Origin of the sequence: Clostridium sp. SHJSY1 (assembly GCF_031626875.1) — a bacterium.
In the GTDB taxonomy this organism is placed as follows: Bacteria; Bacillota; Clostridia; order Clostridiales; family Clostridiaceae; genus Clostridium.
This window is the reverse complement of sequence record NZ_JANDMF010000068.1, coordinates 1-23,654: the sequence shown is the minus strand read 5'-3', so window position 1 is coordinate 23,654 and position 23,654 is coordinate 1. Positions and strand designations below refer to the sequence as shown.

The 23,654-nt window shown below is 30.3% G+C and carries 24 protein-coding genes and 1 pseudogene; 4 read left to right on the top strand and 21 right to left on the bottom strand.

Annotation, left to right across the window (positions count from 1 at the left end; all coding sequences use genetic code 11):
* Nucleotides 1-547 (top strand): annotated as a pseudogene (locus NNC19_RS21550) (hypothetical protein); the annotation flags it as partial.
* Nucleotides 548-660: 113 nt separating this feature from the next.
* On the opposite strand, the gene NNC19_RS21545 reads toward NNC19_RS21550, so the two are convergent.
* Nucleotides 661-1,143 carry a GNAT family N-acetyltransferase gene (locus NNC19_RS21545; RefSeq protein ID WP_310940759.1) on the bottom strand — a complete coding sequence of 161 codons (483 nt, stop codon included), beginning with the start codon at nt 1,141-1,143 and terminating at the stop codon, nt 661-663.
* 241 nt (nt 1,144-1,384) lie between these two features.
* Between NNC19_RS21545 and NNC19_RS21540 the strand changes: the two genes are divergently transcribed.
* Nucleotides 1,385-2,581 (top strand): MFS transporter, encoded by a 1,197-nt coding sequence (locus NNC19_RS21540; protein WP_310940758.1) that lies wholly within the window; start codon nt 1,385-1,387, stop codon nt 2,579-2,581.
* Nucleotides 2,582-2,607: 26 nt separating this feature from the next.
* Nucleotides 2,608-3,339, top strand: coding sequence for an alpha/beta fold hydrolase (locus NNC19_RS21535; RefSeq protein ID WP_310940757.1), 732 nt, complete (start codon nt 2,608-2,610; stop codon nt 3,337-3,339).
* A gap of 88 nt (nt 3,340-3,427) precedes the next feature.
* Here NNC19_RS21535 and NNC19_RS21530 read toward each other — a convergent pair whose 3' ends face one another.
* The 20 genes from NNC19_RS21530 to NNC19_RS21435 form a co-directional block, all read right to left on the bottom strand.
* A complete protein-coding gene (locus NNC19_RS21530) occupies nt 3,428-4,300 on the bottom strand; it encodes a radical SAM protein (protein WP_310940756.1) in 873 nt (290 codons plus the stop codon).
* Nucleotides 4,301-4,341: 41 nt separating this feature from the next.
* Nucleotides 4,342-4,782 carry a GyrI-like domain-containing protein gene (locus tag NNC19_RS21525; protein ID WP_310940755.1) on the bottom strand — a complete coding sequence of 147 codons (441 nt, stop codon included), beginning with the start codon at nt 4,780-4,782 and terminating at the stop codon, nt 4,342-4,344.
* 205 nt (nt 4,783-4,987) lie between these two features.
* The gene (gene arcA, locus NNC19_RS21520) at nt 4,988-6,220 is read right to left on the bottom strand and encodes an arginine deiminase (RefSeq protein WP_310940754.1); all 1,233 of its coding nucleotides are present in this window, start codon (nt 6,218-6,220) and stop codon (nt 4,988-4,990) included.
* Between the two features lie 201 nt (nt 6,221-6,421).
* Nucleotides 6,422-7,840, bottom strand: coding sequence for an aldehyde dehydrogenase EutE (locus NNC19_RS21515; RefSeq protein WP_310940753.1), 1,419 nt, complete (start codon nt 7,838-7,840; stop codon nt 6,422-6,424).
* Nucleotides 7,841-7,902: 62 nt separating this feature from the next.
* Nucleotides 7,903-8,541 (bottom strand): phosphate propanoyltransferase, encoded by a 639-nt coding sequence (locus NNC19_RS21510; RefSeq protein ID WP_310940752.1) that lies wholly within the window; start codon nt 8,539-8,541, stop codon nt 7,903-7,905.
* A gap of 36 nt (nt 8,542-8,577) precedes the next feature.
* On the bottom strand, nt 8,578-9,759 hold the full coding sequence (gene metK / locus NNC19_RS21505) for a methionine adenosyltransferase (protein ID WP_310940751.1): 1,182 nt from the start codon (nt 9,757-9,759) through the stop codon (nt 8,578-8,580).
* A gap of 27 nt (nt 9,760-9,786) precedes the next feature.
* The gene (locus tag NNC19_RS21500) at nt 9,787-10,800 is read right to left on the bottom strand and encodes a response regulator (protein WP_310940750.1); all 1,014 of its coding nucleotides are present in this window, start codon (nt 10,798-10,800) and stop codon (nt 9,787-9,789) included.
* Nucleotide 10,801: 1 nt separating this feature from the next.
* Nucleotides 10,802-12,109, bottom strand: coding sequence for a PocR ligand-binding domain-containing protein (locus NNC19_RS21495; protein ID WP_310940749.1), 1,308 nt, complete (start codon nt 12,107-12,109; stop codon nt 10,802-10,804).
* A 61-nt stretch (nt 12,110-12,170) separates the two neighbouring features.
* Complete coding sequence (locus NNC19_RS21490; protein WP_310940748.1) at nt 12,171-13,286, bottom strand: 1-propanol dehydrogenase PduQ; 1,116 nt, start codon at nt 13,284-13,286, stop codon at nt 12,171-12,173.
* Nucleotides 13,287-13,319: 33 nt separating this feature from the next.
* Nucleotides 13,320-14,645, bottom strand: coding sequence for an aldehyde dehydrogenase EutE (locus NNC19_RS21485; RefSeq protein WP_310940747.1), 1,326 nt, complete (start codon nt 14,643-14,645; stop codon nt 13,320-13,322).
* 50 nt (nt 14,646-14,695) lie between these two features.
* Entirely contained in the window at nt 14,696-14,953 is a 258-nt protein-coding gene (locus NNC19_RS21480; protein WP_396136472.1) for a EutN/CcmL family microcompartment protein, read from the bottom strand.
* A 40-nt stretch (nt 14,954-14,993) separates the two neighbouring features.
* The gene (locus NNC19_RS21475) at nt 14,994-15,446 is read right to left on the bottom strand and encodes a BMC domain-containing protein (protein ID WP_310940745.1); all 453 of its coding nucleotides are present in this window, start codon (nt 15,444-15,446) and stop codon (nt 14,994-14,996) included.
* A 36-nt stretch (nt 15,447-15,482) separates the two neighbouring features.
* A complete protein-coding gene (locus tag NNC19_RS21470) occupies nt 15,483-16,238 on the bottom strand; it encodes a hypothetical protein (RefSeq protein WP_310940744.1) in 756 nt (251 codons plus the stop codon).
* A gap of 88 nt (nt 16,239-16,326) precedes the next feature.
* Nucleotides 16,327-16,611, bottom strand: a complete 285-nt coding sequence (locus NNC19_RS21465) for a BMC domain-containing protein (RefSeq protein WP_310940743.1) — start codon at nt 16,609-16,611, stop codon at nt 16,327-16,329.
* 56 nt (nt 16,612-16,667) lie between these two features.
* Entirely contained in the window at nt 16,668-17,450 is a 783-nt protein-coding gene (gene pduB / locus NNC19_RS21460; RefSeq protein WP_310940742.1) for a propanediol utilization microcompartment protein PduB, read from the bottom strand.
* A gap of 29 nt (nt 17,451-17,479) precedes the next feature.
* On the bottom strand, nt 17,480-18,400 hold the full coding sequence (locus NNC19_RS21455) for a glycyl-radical enzyme activating protein (protein WP_396136471.1): 921 nt from the start codon (nt 18,398-18,400) through the stop codon (nt 17,480-17,482).
* Nucleotides 18,401-18,437: 37 nt separating this feature from the next.
* A complete protein-coding gene (locus NNC19_RS21450; RefSeq protein ID WP_310940740.1) occupies nt 18,438-20,984 on the bottom strand; it encodes a glycyl radical protein in 2,547 nt (848 codons plus the stop codon).
* A gap of 177 nt (nt 20,985-21,161) precedes the next feature.
* A complete protein-coding gene (locus NNC19_RS21445) occupies nt 21,162-21,737 on the bottom strand; it encodes a DJ-1/PfpI family protein (protein ID WP_310940739.1) in 576 nt (191 codons plus the stop codon).
* A 51-nt stretch (nt 21,738-21,788) separates the two neighbouring features.
* Nucleotides 21,789-22,250: a EutP/PduV family microcompartment system protein gene (locus NNC19_RS21440; protein WP_310940738.1), complete on the bottom strand. Its 462-nt coding sequence runs from the start codon at nt 22,248-22,250 to the stop codon at nt 21,789-21,791.
* Nucleotides 22,251-22,257: 7 nt separating this feature from the next.
* Nucleotides 22,258-22,638: a BMC domain-containing protein gene (locus tag NNC19_RS21435; RefSeq protein WP_310940737.1), complete on the bottom strand. Its 381-nt coding sequence runs from the start codon at nt 22,636-22,638 to the stop codon at nt 22,258-22,260.
* Nucleotides 22,639-22,827: 189 nt separating this feature from the next.
* On the opposite strand from NNC19_RS21435, the gene NNC19_RS21430 reads away from it, so the two are divergent.
* Entirely contained in the window at nt 22,828-23,280 is a 453-nt protein-coding gene (locus tag NNC19_RS21430) for a heme-binding protein (RefSeq protein ID WP_310940736.1), read from the top strand.
* Nucleotides 23,281-23,654: the final 374 nt, after the last annotated feature.

Here is a 23,654-nt window from a genome sequence, read left to right as displayed (position 1 = left end):
AAACCATGAAAATTGCTTAAAGTATATTATAAATATATACTGTAAAAATTTGTATCTAAAAATTCTCAACTATAGTAATATAGATTCAGAAAACTTTTTTATCTCAAAAGAGGAAAAAGAATTACTTTTTATTTCAGATGCACTTCCAAATTTGAATTATGAAAATATGCCTTTATCTTTTGCAAATCACATGAAGCGTTGTACTGAAAATAATATTATCTCCCCTTTTTCTGTTGGACAAATGCTTAGTCTAAAAAATGCAAAAGAAGGTAATTACAATTTATACAACTTTTTTTATACAAAAATTTCAGCACCATTGACAATGGATAATCTCTATACTAAAAAAGAAGGTCATTATTTAAATGCTTTCCATACAACCGGCTGTGACTCAATAGAAAAAACTTATTTAAAACTTATTGAATATGCTAATAAAAATGAATTAATTTTAGATGATTATTTTTTTGAAGATACCATTTTAGATGAATTATCTGTATCTGGATATGAAAACTTTGTTATAAAAATTTCTATTTTAATTAAAGATCTATAAACGGGTATTTTTACATCCACTAAAAATTACTAGTAATAAAAATAGTAGCCATTCACAATTTGAAAGCTACTATTTTTAATAAAATTCAGATTAACTTTTAGATACATTGGAATTTATACAATTACTTTTTTCAAAATAAAGCTACCTTCTTTTAAGTCCTTAGGATTTTCTATTTTTATTACATGAAAACCACATTTGTTAATATAAAAATTATGATTCCTATGAGAAAATATAGGTGTCTCAGTATTCCATGCCTTTGTATTAGGGTACATACTTTCAATTTCACTCCAAATTTTTGTTCCAATGCCCTTATTCTCATAATTTGGATCAATAAATAAATTGCCTAAAAAATTTTCATTATTATCGTTAATCCAAAGAATTGTTCCCCCAATAAGAATATTATCTAAATATATACAATATGAAGTTGCTTTTTTATCCAATCCCCATTTCTTTAAAAATGTACCATCATCATATCCTTCAGGCCCACCAGTTTCTTCTCCTAAATGAAGTTTTGTATCATAATCAAAAGCTCTTTTCATTATTTGAACAAGATTAGGAATATCTTTTTCTATCATTTTTTCAAAACTTATATTCATATCATTCTCACCACCAAATTACTATTTTGTTTTTTTATTTAAAAATTAATTGTCTTTTTATTATACCATATTTTGTAAAAACGCTACTTTTGATACAATACTTTCATACATAGAAATAGCCCTAAAAAATAATAAACATTTATTTCCCCTCATCGAAATAATATATAACATAATATATATTATTTAATCAAAACTATGTCTTTAAAATATATTGAAAATAATACTTCTGGAGGAATGTAAAATGAATAAAAAGTTTTCACCTTATATCATTGGACTCCCAAACTTAGGAGTTGGTTTGCTTTGGGCTATGAACATGACTCTTATTCCTATGCTAGTTGCCACCTATAACGTAAGTAATTCTAAAGCTGCTCTTCTCATTACTATGGGTTCCTTCACAGGCATCTTTGTACAATATCTTTCTGGATTATTAAGCGACAGATCAAACTTTAAAATGGGTCGAAGAAAACCCTTTATGATTATTGGTTCTATTGCAACTACCATATCAATGTGTGCAATGCCTTTTGCAGGAAGCTATTGGATACTTTTTGTAATCGCTTTCTTGTTTTATTTTAGTTTAAATTTCTATCAAGGTCCATATTATTCACTAATTCCTGAAACAGTAGACGAAAATCAACTTGGATTAGCAAACGGCTTTTCTAAAGTTGTAAGTGTTCTAGGAGGTGCCTTTATATTTGTAATAGGTCCTAAGCTTTGGGAAAGTTCAAGTATTTTAAATAAAAATCATTGTCTGTCCTTCTTAGTAAGTGCTTTTTTAGGTATATTAACTGTTGTTGTTACTATTTTATTAGTTAAAGAAAAAAACAGTTCTAAAGAAAAGACACAGTTAAAGCTAGCCTTTGACTTTTATAAATTTCCTTCTGCTATGAAGTTATTCTTTGCCATGTTTTTTATCTACATGGGATATGGTGGTATTACTCCTTTCTTTGTGAAATACTGCGTTAATAGCCTGAACTTAAGTGAAAACACAGCTAGCTTTTCCCTACTTTTACTCACTATAACTGGTGCTATATTCGCCTACCCTATTGGTGTATTATCTGATAAAATTGAAAGAAAAAAGGTTATGCTTTTTGGTACTATAATATTTCTTGTAGCTCTCATATTTGGCTTCTTTGTTGTACAAGTTTCTCAACTATATATAATGATGAGTTTTATGGGAATAGGATTTATAGCAATACAAGTTACTGCTTATTCTATACTAGCTGAAGTAGTTCCACCACAAAGATTAGGAGAGTTTATGGGAATTTTCAATTTTTTTGTATCTTTCTCACAATTTATTTCTGGAAACCTTATGGGTTTACTACTTGATAGTATAGGTTATAAAGCATTTTTCCCACTATCTATTTTGTGGATTATCATAGCCTGTATTATACTATCAGTTAGTAAAATAAAAAAAATAGACTATAACTCTATTCCTTAATAAAAATTAAATTGGAGATGATTAAGATGGAAAACATAAATCTTAAAGACGAATATTTTTTTAAAGGCAATGAAATAGGTTGCATTGTTATACATGGCTTTACTGGTACTCCTGCTGAACTTAGGGAACTAGGTGAAAGACTTAGAGATGAAGGCTACACAGTATATGGTGTAAAGCTTGCCCATCATGGAACAACTGTTGAAGACTTTGAAAAATCAAAATATACAGATTGGATTAGTTCTGTAGAAGCTGCCTATAAAAGACTAAAAACTTGTTGTAGCAAAATATATGTAATAGGCCACTCTATGGGTGGAGTTTTAACTTTAAATTTAGCAGAAAACTATGATGTTGATAAACTTGTATTATTATCGCCAGCTATGATGAATAAAGATAAAAATTCCTTATTAGTTCCTGTTTTAAAACACTTCATTAAGTATACTCAGTGGGCACCAATGGAACGACCTGAACAAGAAGCTAAATATTTGCTAGGTTACAACAAAATTCCTTTAGCTTGCGTCCATGAATTACTTAAGCTTCAAAAGGTTACAAAATCTAAATTGAATAAGATTGATAGTCATATTTTAATAATTCATTCTGAAAAAGATAATGCAATTGATAAAAAAGGTATTGATATTATTGAAAAAACAGTAGAATCTAATTCAGTTCAAAAAGTTACCTTAAGTAAATGTGGTCATAATATTACTGTTGAATGTGAAAAAGAAACTGTTTTTAAAGAAGTTATAGAATTTTTAAGATAATACATTGCAAACTTCCAAGTAATACTTCTTTGCTTTTCTTAAAAATGTATAAAGGACTCACTTTATTAGAGTAAGTCCTTCTTCTTTTCTATATATCAAAACCTATTTGAACTTCATTATTTTTCTCTTCAAAAGTTCTCATATAATTAAAAACTTCTCTTATATCACAAATAATATTATTCTTGTCACAGGTTTCTTTAATAATTTTCATAAATTTTTCATGATTCTTACTTATTACTTCATAACTATTGCCATATTGTCTTATATATTTTTCTTTTAAACCTTTAAAATGTTTGTCTAAATTCTTATAATAATATTGCCTATTTCCATTTCTTAATGTTAACCCAATACCAAATACTATAATTCCTTTAACTTTAGCTTCTATACAATAATCTAAAATTCCTCTTATATTTTCCTCTGTATCATTTATATAAGGTAAAATAGGAGTTATCCAAACTACTGTAGGAATTTTGTTATCTCTCATTATCTTCAAAACTTCAAATCGTTCTTTTGTTGTAGAAACATTTGGCTCAATAATCTTGGATAATTCCTCATCATAAGTTGTTAATGTCATCTGCACAACACACTTTGCTTTATTATTTATACTTTTTAGCAAGTCCAAATCCCTTAATATTCTATTTGATTTAGTTTGTATTGCTAATCCAAATCCATACTTATTAATTATTTCTAAACATCTTCTTGTGTTTTGAAGCTTTTCTTCTAGATGAATGTATGGATCACTCATTGCACCTGTACCAATCATACACTTTTTTCTTTTTTTCCTAAGTGTATCCTCTAATAGCTGTAGCACATTAGTCTTAACCTCTATGTCTTCAAAAATATGATCCATTCCATAACAAAGACTTCTGGCGTCACAATATATGCATCCATGGGTGCATCCTCTATAAATATTCATTCCATTATTACTAGATAGTATACACTTTGCTATCACATCATGCATATAATTATAACTCCCTTCTAATACATTGTAATTCTTAATAATTACTTCAATGAAATATAAATATCAACCTTAGCATTATTAAAGTCTGAATTTAAATATTCTTCAAAATCTGCTCTATAGCTTCTATCTAAATCCATTTGCCAAATTTTATTCCAAGCTTCTGCAACTGCTTTTTCCATATGTCCTTCAATAGAAAACTTAGCATATTTTCCTGCAGGAATTTTCTTTATTGCAAGTCCTTCATTTTCAGCATTATATACCTCATTTCCTGCTGTAACTAAATATTTATTATCTTCATAATCTGAATAAAGTCCTATGGCATATTCATTTACCTTATTTTTTACTGTTTCACTAATGCCACCTTGATATAATTTTTGCCAAAGGTCTCCAATAGCTTTTCCCATATTAGGGTCATCATTACTTGTAATAGCACTAACTCCTACCACTATTTTTTCTTCTAAATTAACAATTTCATACTTCATATTTATAACCTCCATATATTTGATAAGGTTATTATACTTAGATTAATATGACACCTATATGTCCTATTAAGAATAATTTAAAAGAATTTTTTCTATTTTGTTTTTTTACTTCTTTTCTCATTTATTGTGGTGCTAAAACTTCACATTCTTCTCCAAATGAAGGTATATAAAATACTAATACCTAGTCTTCTTATTGTTTTCTTTGCTAAATCTTCTCTCTAATTAAAGGCATACTCATGCATCTTGGACCTCCACGACCTCTAGATAATTCATAGGATTCAAACTCTAACACCTCTATATTATTTTTTCTTAAAGTTTCGTTAGTTACATGATTACGATTATAGCAAATCACTTTGCCAGGTGCTACAGCAAGTGTATTACTTCCGTCACTCCATTGTTCTCTGCCTGCTGCAATGATATCACCATTACCACACTTTATTAGATTTACTGCTGGCAGATCTAGATGTCTTTTCAATATACTAGATAACTCCTCATGCTCATACTTTATTTTGATTTCATCATTTTTACCTTTATGAATGCTATAAACATCTAAAGGTTCCTCAATACCTGAATATATAGTAAACTGATCATAATCCACCATAGTAAATACGGTATCTAAATGCATATAGGCCCTTGTTTTAGGTATATCAAAAGCTAAAACTGTTTCAAAAGGTTCTTCTGAACTTAACAGCTTATGTGCTAATCTTTCAATTGCTATTGATTCTGTTCTATCACTTATTCCAATAGCTAAAACCTTATCAGAAAGAACTAAAATATCTCCCCCCTCAATTGAATGTGTTTTGTTTCTGTTATACCACCTTGGCGTATCCTTGAACCTAGGATGATAATCAAATATATATTTTGCAAATATGGTTTCCCTATTTCGTGTCACATTGGCCATAACATTTAAAGAAATACCTGACCCAATGCATGCAAAAGGATCCCTTTGAAAATACATATTAGGAATAGGATCTAGATAAAAAGGATATGGATTTTTAACCATATCTCCTAGAGACTTGGGTTTAATATCACTAAGCTCTTCTTTTCTTACACCAGCTATGCATTTTCTTATTAGTTCCTGTGCTGAACAGTTGGTAAACAGCTCCATAAGAGCTTCCTGAAACCCTTCTGTAACTACTTTTCCTTCTTCCATAAATTCTTTTAGAAATTCATCTCTAACCTTAGGAGTCTCTAAAATATCTGCCATAAGATCAGTAAGATATAGAACTTCTACCCCTTCATTGCGTAAAATATCTGCAAATTGATTATGCTCTCTTTTTGCCTGTTTTAAAAAAACAATTTCATCAAATAATAATCTTCTTAAATAATCTGGAACTATATTTTCAACCTCTTCTCCAGGGCAATGAAGAAGTACACTCTTTAGATTTCCTATTTCACTATAAACAGAAATGTTAGAATTAGAAACCACAAAATTCATCCCTTCCTTTAGTAATCTAATCCTTAGTGTTCCACTTTTTTTTAATATTATGTTTTGAGAAATGCTTTATTGGTGAAATGGTTCAGCGCACCATAAAAAATAGAATTTCTTTTAATTTTACAAAAAAATACTGACCAAAGCCAGTATTTTTCTTATCCTTAATTGAATTAAAAACTACACCAAAAAACTTTATCTTATAAGTTATCTAATATGAAATGAATCCACCATAACACATTTACGTTTTCTACAAAATGATCGAGCTGATGTTAACCCTTCTCCTGTAGGTCCAGCTATGGTAAAGGTTGTATGACCTTCCCCTCCAACGCCTATTCCAGCATAAGATGGAGCATTTTTAACAAAGATAGTAGTTTCAAGAAGTCTAGCCATTTTAGTAAGCTTATCAACATTTTTTGAATGCATCATAGCTGTATGTCTATTGCCATGCTCTGCAACATAAGCACATTCTATAGCTTCATCAACATTACTTACTCTTACTATTGGCAAGATAGGCATCATCATTTCTTCAGTTACAAAGTGATGATTTCTATCAACATCCATAATAATTACCTTTACACTATCATCAACCTTAATTCCTAATTCATTTAGAATATATGGTGCACTTTTACCTACAAATGAAACCTTAGGACCACCTTTTTCATTTGTAACTATTCCTAAAAGTTTCTCAATAAGTGCTCTATCCTTTATTTCATAAGCACCATTAAGCTTCATATTATGAATTAAATAATCACAAATTTCATCAACTGCAAAAACTTCCTTTTCTGCAATACATGGAACATTATTATCAAAGCTGCATCCATTTACAATATCTATTGCAGCCTTTTCAATATCAGCTGTTTCATCAACAACAACTGGAGGATTTCCTGCTCCTGCTCCAATTGCCTTCTTACCTGTAGACATTACTTTTTTAACTATAGCTGGTCCACCTGTTGCTACAAGCATTCTAATCTTTGGATGCTCCATCATAATATTTGTATTTCCTATGGAAGGTTCTTTAACTGTTGTAATAAGATTATCTGGTGCTCCAACCTCTTCTAATGCTTTATTTATCATTGTAATTAATTTTGTAGTAACATTTTTTGCCCTTGGATGTGGACTAAATACTACAGTATTTCCTCCAGCAATCATTGAAATTGAATTACAAATAACAGTTTCTGTTGGATTTGTAGTTGGCGTTATAGAACCTATTACTCCAAATGGACAATATTCAATTAAAGTAACCCCATTATCTCCAGTTATAGCTTCTGTAACTAAATCTTCAGTGCCTGGAGTTTTTTCAGCTGCTACTCTATTTTTAATCAATTTGTGTTCATACTTTCCAATTGCAGTTTCTTCTATAGACATTCTTGATATTAATTCTAAATTTTCTTTCTTTAAAACAACAGCTTTTATAATATCAACATACTTTTGCCTATCTTTCATAGAAGATTTTAATAATTTTTGCTGAGCAATATGGGAAGCTTCAACTGCTGCATCCATAGTATCAAAAATCCCATAAGTTTTTGATATAGCTCTTTCACTAAAATCTATATTTTTTTCATTTTTAACCTCTTGTATAGCCTGTCTAACTAATTTCTCAATTAAGCTTTCATCTATTTCCATAATTAAAATTCACCCCTTTAATAATTTCACCTAGTACAAGTAAAGTTTTTCTGTTTTAATTCCTATTTCTTGCATAAAATAACAAAGTCATTATTTTTCAAACAGCAAGCATTTGCTTCATCAAGATCAATATGCATTTCAATATCAGATTTATCAGAAACACGAATTAAAACATTTCCTAAGACTCCACGTCTCTCTCCTACAGTTTCAACTTCTACTATTTCTTTATCCTTAACTCCCATTTTTTCAGCCCATTTTGGTGTCATATGAATATGTCTTAAAGCAACGATTGTTCCTTTTGAAATTTTCACGCTTCCACATGGTCCTTCAATTTCAAGACCTGGAGTATTCTCAAGATCTCCTGATTCTTTTATTGGAGCTTTCACACCTAATCTAAAATTATCTGTTAGTGAAATCTCTACTTGACTCTTATCTCTAACAGGTCCCAAAATACGAACATTTTTAAATTCCCCTTTAGGTCCTCTTATTGTTACAGTTTCATTAGCTGCAAATTGTCCTGGCTGCTTTAAATCTGCTTTCTTAGTTAATTCATATCCTTTACCAAATAATTTTTCTAAATGTTCTCTACTTACATGAACATGTCTATTTGATACTCCAATAGGAATTTTATAATTATCTAAATCCTTCATTTTTTCTATAACTATTTTTGTAACTAATTTTACTATTTCCTCATTCTGCATTTCTACAAACTCACCTCCAATTTGCATTTTAAAAGTTTAAATAAACTCACTACATAAGTACTTTAATGCTTTTTCCTTTAAAGTTTGAACCTTATCAAGTTCTTCCCACTTGAAATTTTCATTTTCTCTTCCAAAATGTCCATAAGCTGCCGTTTTTAAAAACTGTGGCTTTCTTAAATCAAGCTGCTCTAGAATATCTGCAACAGTAAATGAGAAGGTTTCTTTAACAATTTCACTTATATATTCTTTTTTTATTGTTTCTGTGTCAAAAGTATTTATAGTAACAGCTTCTGGTTCCACACATCCAATTACATAACTTAAGGAAACTTCAGTCTTTCTAGCTAGCTTTGCAGCAACAATATTTTTAGCAACATATCTTGCCATATAAGCTGCTGAACGATCTACCTTTGTTGGATCTTTCCCTGAAAAAGCTCCTCCACCATGTCTACCTATTCCACCATAGGTATCAACCATAATCTTTCTTCCTGTAAGACCTGTATCCCCTGCCGGTCCACCTATAACAAATCTTCCTGTAGGATTGATGTATATTTTAGTATCATAACTTAGCCATTTACTATCTATGACGTTATAAATAACATCATATTGAATGGTATTTTTAATATAATCATAATCCACATCTTCAACATGTTGTGTTGATACAACTATACTTGATATCTTAATTGGGTCACCATTTTCATCATATTTCATAGTAACTTGAGCTTTTCCATCTGGTCTAAGCCAAAAAGCTCCTTCTTCTTTTCTAAGCTTTGCAAGTCTCATAGTTAATTTATTAGCTAAATCCCAGGTTAAGGGCATTAGGTTTTCTGTTTCGTCAAAGGCATATCCATACATTATTCCTTGATCTCCAGCTCCAATAACTTCTTTATTTTCCTTATTAACACCTAAAGCTATATCAGAAGATTGATTATTAATATTAGTTAATATTAGACAGGTTCTATAATTAAATCCTATATTGTCATTAACATATCCAATATTTTTAACAACTTCTCTAGCTATTCTTACCACATCAACCTTAGCACTTGATGTTATTTCTCCAGCTATCATTATTGTATTTTTAGAAACCATACATTCAACTGCTACTCTTGAATACTTATCCTTCTCTAAATAAGCATCCAAAATTGAATCTGAAATTTGATCACAAATCTTATCTGGATGGCCTTCTGTAACAGATTCTGATGTAATAAAATATTCCTTCATATTTACAACATCTCCTACTTATCTAAATTATTGTAGAGCTTTTTTGTACTGATATACTGTAGTATTTTCGTACTTCTTAAAAACCTTACTAAAATAGCTGCTCTCATTGTATCCAAGCCTAAATGCTACATCAGTAATTTTTAAATCAGTAAAACAAAAATAGCTTTTAGCCATGTACATCTTTCTCATATGTAAGTATTCCATAACACTTACATTAAATTCTCTTTTAAATATACGACTTAAATAACCTTGACTTACTGAACAATTATTAATTATTTCATTTAACCCAATTTCTTGTTCAATATGATTTTCAATATAATCAAAAACATTTTCTAATAACTCATATTTTTTTATACTATTTTCTTTAAAAATGTAATTTATCACTTTAAATATCCAAAACTCAAAAAACTTTTCATCTTTAATAAGAAATTCATCTACAGGAAAAAGCTCTTGAACTTTTTTTTCTTCCCCATATAATAAAGAAATAGAGTTAATGAGATTTTGTCCTAAATCAATAAAATATTCCTTTAAAGATTCTCTATTATCTTTATTTTCTATATATATCTTCTTAACTATTTTAGGAATGTCATAATACACTTTTTTAAAATCTTTTTCCTTTATTATTGAAAATAACTCTTCATTTTTATTGAATCTACTTTCATTATAAATATTTGTATTTTCAGTTAGATAATTTTTAAGTAAAGTTTCTATTTGCAAAAAAGATACTGGTTTTGAAATATAAGCCTTTACTTTTGTTTTTAAAGCTTCTATTGCAAATTCAAAACTGCTATATGAAGATACTATAAAAATAGTGGTTTTAGGATTTTCCTCATATATTTTTTTACTGCACTCAATACCTGATTCACCTGGCATGATAATATCCATAAATACTATATCAACTTTATTTCTTTTACATATTTCAGCTGCAAGTTCTCCATTGCCCACAGAATAGGTAACTTCAAAGCCATCTACTTTTGATATCATAACTTCTAAAGCTTGTCTCATAAGTGGTTCATCATCTGCAATTAATACATGATACATCCTAGACATTCCTTTCTTTAATTTTTTTTGGATATCTTATTAATATTTTAGTTCCCTTATTATCAACAGTTTCAATAACAGGATCATATTTTGTTCCAAATAGTGTTATAAGTTTTTTTCTAGCATTTGCCATGCTAATTTGAATAGATTCACCTTCATAATTCCCTTTAAGAAGTTTAAATTTTTCTGCTATTTTTTCTTCACTAAAGCCTGAACCATCATCAGAAATACATATAACAACATCATCTTTTTCATAATAAGATTTTATTTCTACTTTTCCACCATTAAGCTTTGTTGAAATTCCATAAAAAACTGCATTTTCAACAAAAGCCATAAGAATATTAGAAGGAATTTTTTGTCCATACATATTCTTTGATAGGTTAATAGAATACTGTAATAATTCACCATACTTAACCTTTTGAATCTTTAGATATTTTTCAACATTTTCAAATTCTTCAGCCAAAGAAATGAATCTTTTTTCATTACAGATACTTTGCTTTATAAATTCAGAAAACATCACTATCATTTCATGAGATTTAGGTGAATCTTCAATTATAGCTAAATTAGAAATAGAATTTAATACATTAACTAAAAAATAAGGATTAAGCTCTGCTTTTAAATTTGTAAGTTCATTATCCTTTAGATTATTTTCTATCTCTAATTCTTTTGTATAATCTTTTAATTCTTCTAATTCCTTTTTTAAAGAATTATTTTGAATTACCCTATAAGCCTGTTTTTCTCCAAGTTGGTTTAATATAAGTGTTATTAATTCTGCTACACTAATAAACTTTTCATATTTATATATTGGAATAGAGTTAAATAGCTCCTGCATATGTTTATCATCTTTATATTTTTTAGAATTTCCTATAACATTTTCAAGCTTTGTTACATCTGAAGGAGCATCCATACACCTTACTTGCCCACCAATAAATGCTCCTAAATAATGCCCTCTAACGATTATTGGTATTGCTATTTCAAATAGGCCACATGGACAAAAGTAAACACAATTCTTCTTTGTAATTGCAGCTTGAATTCCACCAAATGCATCAGATGATTTACAACCATATGATCCATCATCTTTATTCCTAATTTCATTACAAAATTTTGTGAAGGATGTCATTTTAGTAATTGGTTCTCCTCTATAGTCAACAGTTACAAATGCAAGTCCTGTTGCCTTTGAGATCTTTTCTTGAATATCTTCTAATGTTTCTTTACCAAATAAGTCAATAATATTAAATTTAGTAATTAAGTTCTCCTCACTTGCTTCACTATTGTCATGGATTTGGTTTTTATCATAAATTTTATTCATTTAATTCACTCCTCCAAAATGGTAGCGTATACATAGTATATTTTACCATAATGAACGCAAACTAATATGTCAAATCAAGTAATCTTTTTAAAGCATTTATATCAATAATTCTTGGGTTTGTACCTGTACAATTGTCTTTTAAAGCATTTTCAGCCATAACTGATTTTACTCTATCAAATTCCTCTTTATTTACTTTACATTCTCTTAAATTTATTGGCATATTCATAACTTTCATCAATGAAATTACATAACTCTTTAAAACCTTTACTGCAAATTCAGCACTTTCCTTCTTTTCCACCATTCCACTTTTATATACTAACTTTGCATACTTTTTTAAGATTTCAGGCTCTTGACTATTATAATCTATTACATTAGTTAAAAATATTCCATTTGCAAGTCCATGGGGAATATGAAACATTCCCCCTATCTGATGAGCAAGACTGTGGTTTACCCCAAGCCCAGCTATGTTAAATGATATACCTGCTAAATTAGAAGCTTCATGCATCTTTTCTCTTTCCCTTAAATCAGCTCCATTGTTATAACAGCTAAGTAAAGCTTCAATAACAAGTTCAACAGCCTTTTCCGCTAAAGCATCTGAATACACATTTGAATTTTTTGATACATAGGCTTCAATTGCATGAGTTAAAACATCTATACCTGTATTAGCTGTAATATTTTTAGGTACGGATAAAGTTAAACTAGCATCTAAAATCGCTTCATCTGGCAGAAGATTATCATCAAAGATAGCATGTTTTATTTTTTCTTCTGTGTCTGTAATAACAGTTGCTGAAGTCACTTCTGAACCTGTTCCACTAGTTGTTGGAATAGCTATAAAATTAACTTTATAAGAAGAGCTTTTTATTCTAGCGAAATAAATTATTCCCTTTGCAGTATCAATGGCAGAGCCTCCACCATAAGCAATAACAACATCAGGATTAATTTTTGCAATGAGTTTAACTCCTTTTACAATATTATTTAATGGTGGGTCAGGAACTACTTCATCAAAGATAGAAACATTATTACTATCATCAATAAAACTTAAAATATTTTTTACACTTCCACTTTTAACAAGAAAGTTATCACATATTATCCACACTCTCTTATTTTTTATTTCTCCTAATCGCTTTAAAGAATTCTCTCCAAAGTTTATTTTTGTCTTTATATTTATACTCTTCAACAATTCCTCCTCCTAATCTTAGGCTCTTGAAAGTCAACGGATTGAAAAACCATTTGTAAGCGAACAACGTCTTCTTCTAGTAAAATGTCTAGCTGTTGTTGTTCCTTCCCCTGTTGCTGTTGCAATAGTAAAACTTGTATCACCTTCACCATTAACTCCAATTCCTACTAAAGAAGCACCATTTTTAACAAATACAGAAGTTTGCATTACCTTTGCTGCAATGTTTAGTCTTTCAATTGATTGTGAATGAATACTTGCAGTATGTTTAAATCCTTGCTCTATTTCTAAAGCTGTATCTAATGCCACTTCAAAATCCTCTACTCTTACCAAGGGTATAAGTGGCATAAGCATTTCACTTATTGCAAAAGGATGTTGTTTAGTAGTTTCTACCACAATAAGCTTAATATTTCTATCACAATTTATACCTGCTACCTTTAAAATTTCATTTGCACTTTTTCCTTCTAAAACTCTATTTGTATTCATCCCACTTGTTAATGTAGCAGCTGTAAGCTTAAGGATTTCTTCATTATTATTTACATAGTAAACTTCATTTTTTATAAGCTCCTCTACTAATGAATCTGCTATAGAGGAAACTACCACTATACTTTTTTCTGATATACACATAACATTATTATCAAAAGAAGCACCTCTAACTATATCCCTTGCAGCCTTTTTTATATCTGCTGTTTCATCAACAATAGTAGTAGGATTTGCAGGGCCTGCCCCAATTACTTTTTTACCTGAACGCATTGCTTGTCTCAAAACATTAATTCCACCTGTTGTAACAATCATTGATATATCAGGGTGTGTCATAATCTCATTATTATCTGTAATGGAAGTTTCATTTAAAGTTACAATCAAATTATACAGTCCACATTTTTCTCTTATGGCAGCATTAATTATTTCTGTAACATATCTTGATACATTTATTGCCCTTGGATGTGGACAATGAACTACTGCGTTTCCAGCAGCCAACATTCCAATTGTATTGCTAATTAAAGTAGCACAGGGGTTTGTACATGGATGAATTGCACAAATAACACCATAAGATGATAATTCATATAGTGTCATTCCATTGTCTCCTGTCTTTACTTCTGTAATTAAATCTTCTGTTCCTGGAGTTTTATTTATGGCTAAGGTAAGCTTCTCTATCTTATCTTTTACATTCCCCATTCCAGTCTCTTCAACTGTCATGTATGCTATTTCTTCAACCCTTGATAAAAGCTTTTCCTTTATTTCTTTAATTATTTCACTACGTTCATTTAATGTAAGTCTACAATAAACCTTATATGCACCTAATGCAGATAAAACGGCATCATTAACATAGGAAAAAATGCCATTTTTGAAATCATAACTCATATTATCCTCCTTTCACACTTTGTAGATTAAAATATCTAAAATACTTTGGCTTAAGCATCAAAACTATCTATAATTCCTATAATAGCCATATCTATAGAAGCTTTTTGCTTTTGATCCTCAACACGTACAGCTGACCCTTTACATATTAAAACATAATCCTCTATACCTGCTCCAACATAATCTGCGGCTACTTCTTCCTCACCTATAAACTCACACTTAGAATTTATTCTTTTTACAACCATTAATTTGTATCCAACTAATGATGGATCTTTCCTTGTTGCTACAACATTGCCAACAACCTTTGCCATATACATATTTTAAACATTCCCTTCCTCTAGAAACTTGTAACTACTCATCCTTTTTAGGTTCTACTTTTTTTCTAGTGCTCTTTTTAGGTTTGCTTTTCTCTGGGCTTGAAACACTTTCTTTTAGTTTATCTGTATTATCAGATATTTCTACTGACTTAACTTCATTATTACTCTTTTCTTTTGAAGTATTTTCTTTAGAAATATTCTCTTTTTCTTTATTAACCTTACAAAAAGTAACTCCTACATTATTCGAAGGTCTTGGAATGACTTTAGCAGAAATAAATGAGTTATTTTCTATAGCTATTTGTTTTCCACAAGAAACTGCAGCATTTACAGCACCTACATCGCCAGAAATCTTTATAGTTATATATCCAGAACCTCTTGTATTTTCTACATCGATTATCTTGACATTTGCTGTTTTACTCATGTAGTCTGCTACTAAAATAGCATTTGATAGGCCCCTAGTTTCTACTAATCCTAATGCTTCTTTCATGTCCATCACCTCACTTCACTTTATCTTTATGGCATTTTATTTTTTCATGATGGAAATATTTAAACTTTGTGCTTTATCACGAGCCATGTCTGTTATGATATCTCCTTTATTTAAAATTATCCTATTATCTCTAACATATTGTTCAACTTCTTTTTCTGTAATAACTTTTTTAGGTTCTTTTATCTTAACTTGATTTAAGGTCATTTTATTATTTGGTATATAATTCTTTGATAAATCATTATTTTCTTTTTTTATAATAAAATCCGATATTTCAATATCAAATTCCAATAAAGTTCTATAATAATCTAGTATCTTTTTTCTATAACCAAAAGGCTCTTTTCCACTAAATTTTTCAAGACCTGATTTTAAGAATATAATTCTCTGTCCTTTTTCCATAGATTTAAAAATCCATTTTGTTTCAAAGGTATCATCAATGCATAATGCAGTTTTTACAACAACATTTCGTGAAATTTTAGGAAACACAGTTATATATTCTGTTAGTTCATGAAAATTCACATCTTTTTCATGAATAATCTTTTTACATACCTGAAACTTTTTTAAATTATTTAGATGTAAATCATTATTAATCTTTCTTGATATGACTGCATAAACTTCATATTCATTTTGACTATTTATTTCTTCAAAAAACCTCCAATAGTCACTATTCCACTCTTCTGTTAAAAGAACATAGAGTTTCTTTTTAAGACTAAAGATTTTTTCATCATTCTCTTCTTGTATTGATTGGATAGCTTTTATAACTAATTCCCTTAGTCTTTTTTCATCCAACTCCAAATATTATCCCTCCTCTATCCCTTGCACTTGGGCTTAGAGATTTAGAAATCTTCATTTTATGAAGATTTCTAAATACTTTTTACCATTTTTATTTTTCAACAAATTTAGGTAGAATTTTTTCTGTATCTGAATGAGGACGTGGAATAACGTGAATTGAAATAACTTCTCCAACAGCTTTAGCTGAAGCTGCTCCTGCATCTGTTGCAGCTTTAACTGCTCCAACATCACCACGTACCATAACTGTAACTAATCCTGACCCTATTTTTTCATAACCTATTAGATCAACATTTGCTGCCTTTACCATTGCATCTGCTGCTTCTATAGCAGCAACTAACCCTTTAGTTTCAACCATTCCTAATGCTTCTGAATTCATATAATTTGCCTCCTTGTTTTATATACTTAAATTTTATTTCTAATTTATTTATCTGCTTAGATATAAGGTGTAGTAGTTGATTTTGGTTCATCTCCTAGTGCACCTAATAATTTTTTACCTACTTCAATTGATGCTTTTACCGCTTGTCTAACAGCTCCTGAATCACCACTAAATGTTAGTATTACCTCATTTGAATAGCTAGTACCACCATTACCTGGTGAACTGTATCCTACAACATCAACATTTGCTGCTTTTACAGCTACATCAGCTAGAACTGTTCCTATTGCAGCTGGTCCTGCACAAACCATACCAAAGGCTTTTCCTAGTGGTGTATTAAAAGTTTTTTCTAAACAATAACTTGCTCTAGCTGTATATTGGAATTCTAAGTGACCTGCATCATTTCCATATACATCTCCAAAATATTTTCCAACGTTTTGAAGTGCTATTTCTACTGCACGTCTAGCATCTGATACATCTTCAGCTCCTATATATATTAAGCTTCCGTGCCCAGCTCCACCTTTAGTATCCCTTGGTAGCTCTACTGAAATCACTTCTGTATTTGTAGCTTTTACAGCATCATCAACAGCCATAATTTGTGGACCTGCACCAGTTCTTCCTCCAATAATTCCAATTGAACGATACTTTCCAAGTTTCATTACATCTGTGAGCAATGGGTCTACACTTGCTATAACTAATCCAATAGTGTCTCCAATAGCAGTTCCAACAAATTCAGTAACTCCTATATTTTCACTCTTAGAATCGCTTTTTTGATTTTGTGTAGATAACCCAAGTTCATCAGAAACTTGTTTCATTACTTTTTCAATCAATTGTTGATCCATTAAAAATCCTCCATTCTAAAATTAAATTCTTAACCACCTATTATGCAATTCATGCTTTCTCCTTCAACTATTCTTTTTAACTTCTCCACTTCTTCCTCATCTAAGTTTCCTAACTCATTCATAGAATAATCTCTTCCAAGAAGCTTGTATTTATTTTCACCATAAGTATGATATGGCAATAGATGAATTGTATTCACACTATTTAATTCTTTTGCAAATTTACATATCTCATAAATGATATCTTCACTAGAATTAAATTCTGGTATGACGGGCACTCTAACAACCATTTTTGTTATTTGAGAAATTCTCTTTGCATTTTTTAGTATTATTTCATTTGAAACACCTGTATATTTTTTATGAATATTAGAATTCATATTCTTAATATCCATAAGTGCTAAATCAATATATGGAAATACTTTTTCAATACTTTCAACTGATCCATATCCTGTAGTTTCTATTGCTGTATGCCACCCTTGTACCTTGCAAGCTTTAAGTAATTCCTTCGAAAAATCTGACTGAACTAAAGGCTCTCCACCGGATAAAGTAATGCCTCCACCAGAACGTCTATAATTTATTGAATCTTTCTTTAATTCCTTTACAACTTGCTCAACAGTCATCTTTTTTCCCTTCAAGATAAGAGCACTAGCTGGACATACATTTACACATTCACCACAAGCTGTGCAAATATCTCTATCTATAAAATCTTTATTATTTATAGAGATTGCACCTTTTTTACAAGCTTTAATACATCTTCCACAATGAATACAATTCATTTCTTGATACATTATCACAGGCTTTAAACTTTGTGATTCAGGATTACTACACCATTTACATGATAAAGGACATCCTTTGAGAAAAACTATTGTACGAATTCCTGGGCCATCATGTACAGAAAATCTTTGGATATCAAAAACAAGACCTTCCATACAATAATTAATAGTATCCATCATGTACAACTCCCTTTTTTAATTAGCAATTTATAATCGCCTACAATGTTTGTTCTGTACGACTTATAATGTTGTCTTGCACTTCTTTTGCGAGTACAACAAATTGTGCACTATATCCAGCAACACGAACAACAAGATCTTTATATTTCTCTGGTTCTCTTTGTGCAGCAAGTAGTGTTTCCCTATCTACTACATTAAATTGAACATGCATGCCTTTATGATCAAAGTAACTTCTAACAACTGAAGCAAAATTCATTAGTCCAGTATCTCCTGCAACTACAGATGGTAAGAATTTTTGATTGTAAAGTGTACCATTTGATGCAATGAAGTGATCTAACTTAGCTACTGAATTTGCTGCTGCAGTTGGCCCATTTGTATCTTTTCCAGCTCTTGGAGATACCCCATCTGCTAAAGGCTCTTTAGCTAATCTACCATCTGGTAATGCTCCAACATCTTTACCAAATAGAACATTTGCTGAAACTGGATAAACACCTGCTTGGAATTGACCGCCACGAGGGTTGGTATACTTTTCAACTTCAAAACAGTAAATTTGTGCACATTTTCTAGCTATCATATCAACTTCATCAATATCATTTCCAAAGGCTGGAGTACTATCAAGAAGTTTTCTTAAGCTTTCAAAATCGCTTGTAGCTGCCACTTCTGTTCCTTGTAATTCAGAAGTTATCTTGTTTTGAATATTAGATAAATCAACAGAACCTGCACTGCTTAATATCTTCTTAACAACTTCATATATTTGTGCTTCTGTAATATCAGAACCAATACCTGATGTAACATTAGCTTGAACACTACTACCTATAATAGAATGTCCAAAATTTGAATTTAAGGCTTGTTTCAACTCTTCCATACTTACTTTTTTATCTTCAAATACATGTTTTTGTATTGCATATACTGAGTCTCCAGTATCAGCAACACCAAAGGCTTGAGGTCCTGTAAAGTTATAGATTGCCCCACCTTCTTGAACTGATTTTCCTCTTCCAATGCAATCATCAACTAAAGCTGACAAAAATGGAAGTGGTGCTCTTTCTGCATGTGCATAATCAACACAATTATCTGCTTCAACAAGATGATAAACAAAATATTCCATTTGCCTTTTAAATGCTGCAAAAAAATCATCTACACTCTTAAATGATGTCATATCACCTGTTACAGGTCCTAACTGCTTATCTCCAACCTTACCATTGTTCAAAGTAATTTCTAATACCTTAGCAACATTAAAGAATGCTGCATCATGCCATCCTTCTGTTTTATGTGGACATTGTGGTTCAACGCATCCAATAATACAGTAATTACGAGCATCTCTTAATGTAACTCCTCTATTAACTAATGCTGGTATAATAACTTCATCGTTATACATAGCAGGTACACCTGTTCCAAGTCTTGCAACTTCACAAGCTCTTAATAAGAATTCATCTGGAGTTCCTTGCCATACACGTATTGAGAATGAAGGTGCTGGTAATTTAACATGGGCTGTAGCTTCCATACACATATAAGATAACTCATTTGTTGCATCAAGACCTTCTTCATTTTGTCCTCCAACACATAAGTTTTGGAATACAGCATAGCCTGCAAAAGCTTGTGCTGAAACTTCATCACGAGTTTTATTAATATCATTAAGTTTTATCCAAATACAATCTACTAATTCTTGAGCAAATTCTTTTGAAATGCTCTTATCTTCCTTTAAATATTTATACATATATTGATCAAAACGTCCTGGAGAAATTGAGTGTCCGCTAGATTCAATTTGAAGTAGGATTTGCACAAACCAAAATGATTGGCAAGCTTCATAGAAATTAGTTGCACCATTTTCTGGTACTCTATCACAATTAGCTGCTATTTGTAATAACTCTGCCTTTCTTATAGGGTTGACTTCTGAACTAGCCATAACTCTGGCTTTTTCTGCATATCTATGAGCAAAATTAATAGCTGCACTATATGCAATAACTACAGAATTATAGAACTGTTGCTTCTTTATATAATCAGGATCTTTTCTATCCATCTTACTCATGGCTTCAACAACTTCAGCAATGATTCCTTTAAATCCTTTTTCTAAAACTTTGCCATAGTCAACACAGACATGTCCAACTCCACCATAGAAATAATTTCCTACTGTAAATACTCCATTTGCCATACAATCTTTAGTATCTTGTGACATATAAGAATCAGCTAGCGCACTTGTTGTCTTACCTTCCCAATATTTAAATGCTTCGTCAAGTTCCCTCACTGTTTCTTTAGGAATTTGAAATGGATCTGCTATTCTTGTTCCCATAGTTTCAAATTCTTTAGCTACCCAATCATAAGAAAACTCTGGACATATTTCTGTAGAACGTGGATTTTTTGTGATTGCACCAACTACTAATTCATCATCACGAATAGTGATAGGTAAATTATTAAATATCTTTTCTGCTGCTTTTGCACGTCTTAATATAGGAGATAATCCTTCTGTTTCTTTATAAGATTCTGTAACGAGTACAGCTCTTTCTGATTCAACATATGGAACTGCTTCAACAATAACTTTTTTTAATCTCTCAACTCTTTCAGTTGGTTTTGAAAACCCTTTAGATATCATTAACTACTTCCTCCTCAATATAATTAAAAATATTTGACGTAAACTTATTGTATATTAAACGTATACATAATCTGTAATACTATCCAAACTTAATTATGGTAAAATTGAAACTAAATAAAAAAGCAAGCTGTAATCTTAAATTTTTAGACTACAGTTTGCTTATCTCTTAAAACATTCTTATAATTGTATTTTAACTTTTAACAAATCCAAGAAATCTTTCAAAATAGCTGTATTTCCTGGCCAAGCTGGTGATGTTACTAAATTTCCATCCACTATACTTTCATGAGGTTTAATATCCATAAATGTACCTCCAGCCATAATAACTTCTGGCTTAACCGTAACATACCCAGTTAACTTCTTTCCCCTTACTACATTTGCTGCTGTTAGTATCTGAATTCCATGACAAATAGCTGCAACAGGTTTATTTAAATCCATAAAATATTTCACAATATCAATAATCCTCGTATTAAGTCTAAGATATTCAGATGAACGTCCTCCTGTTATAAACAAACCATCATACTCCTCTAGCTTTATATAATTAAATGAAGCATTTAACTGAAAGTTATGTCCTAGTTTTTCTGTGTAAGTTTGATCTCCTTCAAAATCATGTACTGCTGTTTTAATATAATCCCCTTCATTTTTATCAGGGCACACTACATCTACTTTAAATCCTACCATCTCTAGTGCTTGAAAAGGCACCATAAGTTCATAGTCTTCAGTAAAATCTCCTGCCAATATTAAAATTTTTCTCATAATTATCTTCTCTCCTAAACTTGTAAATTTTAAACTTTTTTATTGTAAATTCTAGACTTCATTATTTTCCCAGGGCATTATATCTCCACTTTCTTTTAAATGATCAATAAGTTCTGCTATTCCTTCCCCAGTATATGAACTAATATGAAAAATTCTCTTACAGCCCGCTAACTTAAGCCAATTCTCCGCTAAATCCGGTCTTGAATCTTCTTGATCAATTTGAGTTACAATACCTATAACTTCCCTTGTTGCTCCTGCCACAATATTAGGGCTATAAAGAGAATATTCTTCAAGTGAACTCATTAAAAGTCCAACTACATCTGCTTCATAAGAATATACTATAAGAGCTCTTGCTAGTGTTTTATTTTCTGCATATTCCCCTGGAGTATCAATTATAACATCAAAGTTATTTACATATTGAGTCTTATGATATGTTATCTCTTTCCCTTTTAAAGCTTGAGTTAATGTGGTTTTACCACAGCCTGTCCTGCCCACCAGCATAATTTTTCTCATACTCCACCTACGCTTTTGTTATATTGCAAACTTCAAAGCCTAATACATCTTTAGAATAACTCAAAACAGATTCAAAAGCTACAGATACATCAGAAATCCTACCTGTAATAATTAAAGTTCCACTAAATCTATCAATAAATCCAATATCTATGGAAGCTGCTTTTATTGCAATATCTGCTGCAATTATCGCTGTTTCACTTGGAGTAACTGTTAAAACTCCAATGGCAGATCTATTATAATCAATCTTAGGATCCAATCCCAGCTTTTTATAAATAATGGAATCTGGACTGGCAATGACATGTGCCATTGTAATCTGCTTTCCTGGAACTGTTTCTTGAATAATTCTCATTAGTTGATTTTTGCTTATTTGTATATCATTCTCTTTCATATCAAGACTCCTCTTCTAAACGAATTACAATATATGTATATTAATCTATATTATCATAAGTCCAATCTTTCTTATTAATACAATAATGACTAGATTCATGTAATTTTGAATATAGTTTGAAATTTACATGTAATCTACACTATTACATAATATAATTATCTAAGTGATTATAGACTTGGAGTGATTAAAATGATTAATGAAAATATAGTAAATAAAATAACAGAAACTTTAATTACCTCTTTGCAATCTAATACTCTTAATTTAAAAATAGCTAAAGAAATAATTACAAAGGCTGAAAAAAAAGCTGAAGAGTTAAAAATTCCTGTTGTCATTACAATTGTTGATGAAGGTGGTAACTTAGTTGCTGCTCACAGAATGGACGACTCCTTATTAATAAGCATTTCTGCATCCTTCAATAAAGCATATACAGCAATAGCATTAAAAATGCCAACTGAACAGCTTTATGATTTAGTCCTTCCTGGCAAACCTTTTTATGGATTAGAGTCTATAGAAAATGGTAAGATTTGCGTCTTTGGTGGTGGAATTCCTATAGAAAGAAATGGGCGTTTTATTGGTGCTATTGGTGTTAGTGGTGGCACAACTGAACAGGATATTCTAATAGCTAAAACAGCATTATTATAAAAACTTATAACATTAAAATTTAATAAATAGATAAAAGAGGTACATTTCGTGTAGAAAAACACGAAACATACTCTTTTTTATATGAATTTATAAATACTAAACTAAAAATGTAATTTTGAAGTTCTATAAATGGCTTAAAAGCGTTAATCTTTTGAACTTCGTAAAAGGAGATTTAGCGAATTAAAAATTCTCCAGTAATAAAACTTTATCTAAACAAATAGAGTTTGAAATAATGCAAAAGTAACATTTTTTATATTAAAAGCCATTACTCTTGGAGTAATGGCTCAGACCGTTGACAAGGGGATGTATCAGATTGGAGTGAAAAAACTTCAATATGATATATCCTTTTTTACTAAATATAAATTTTATTCATG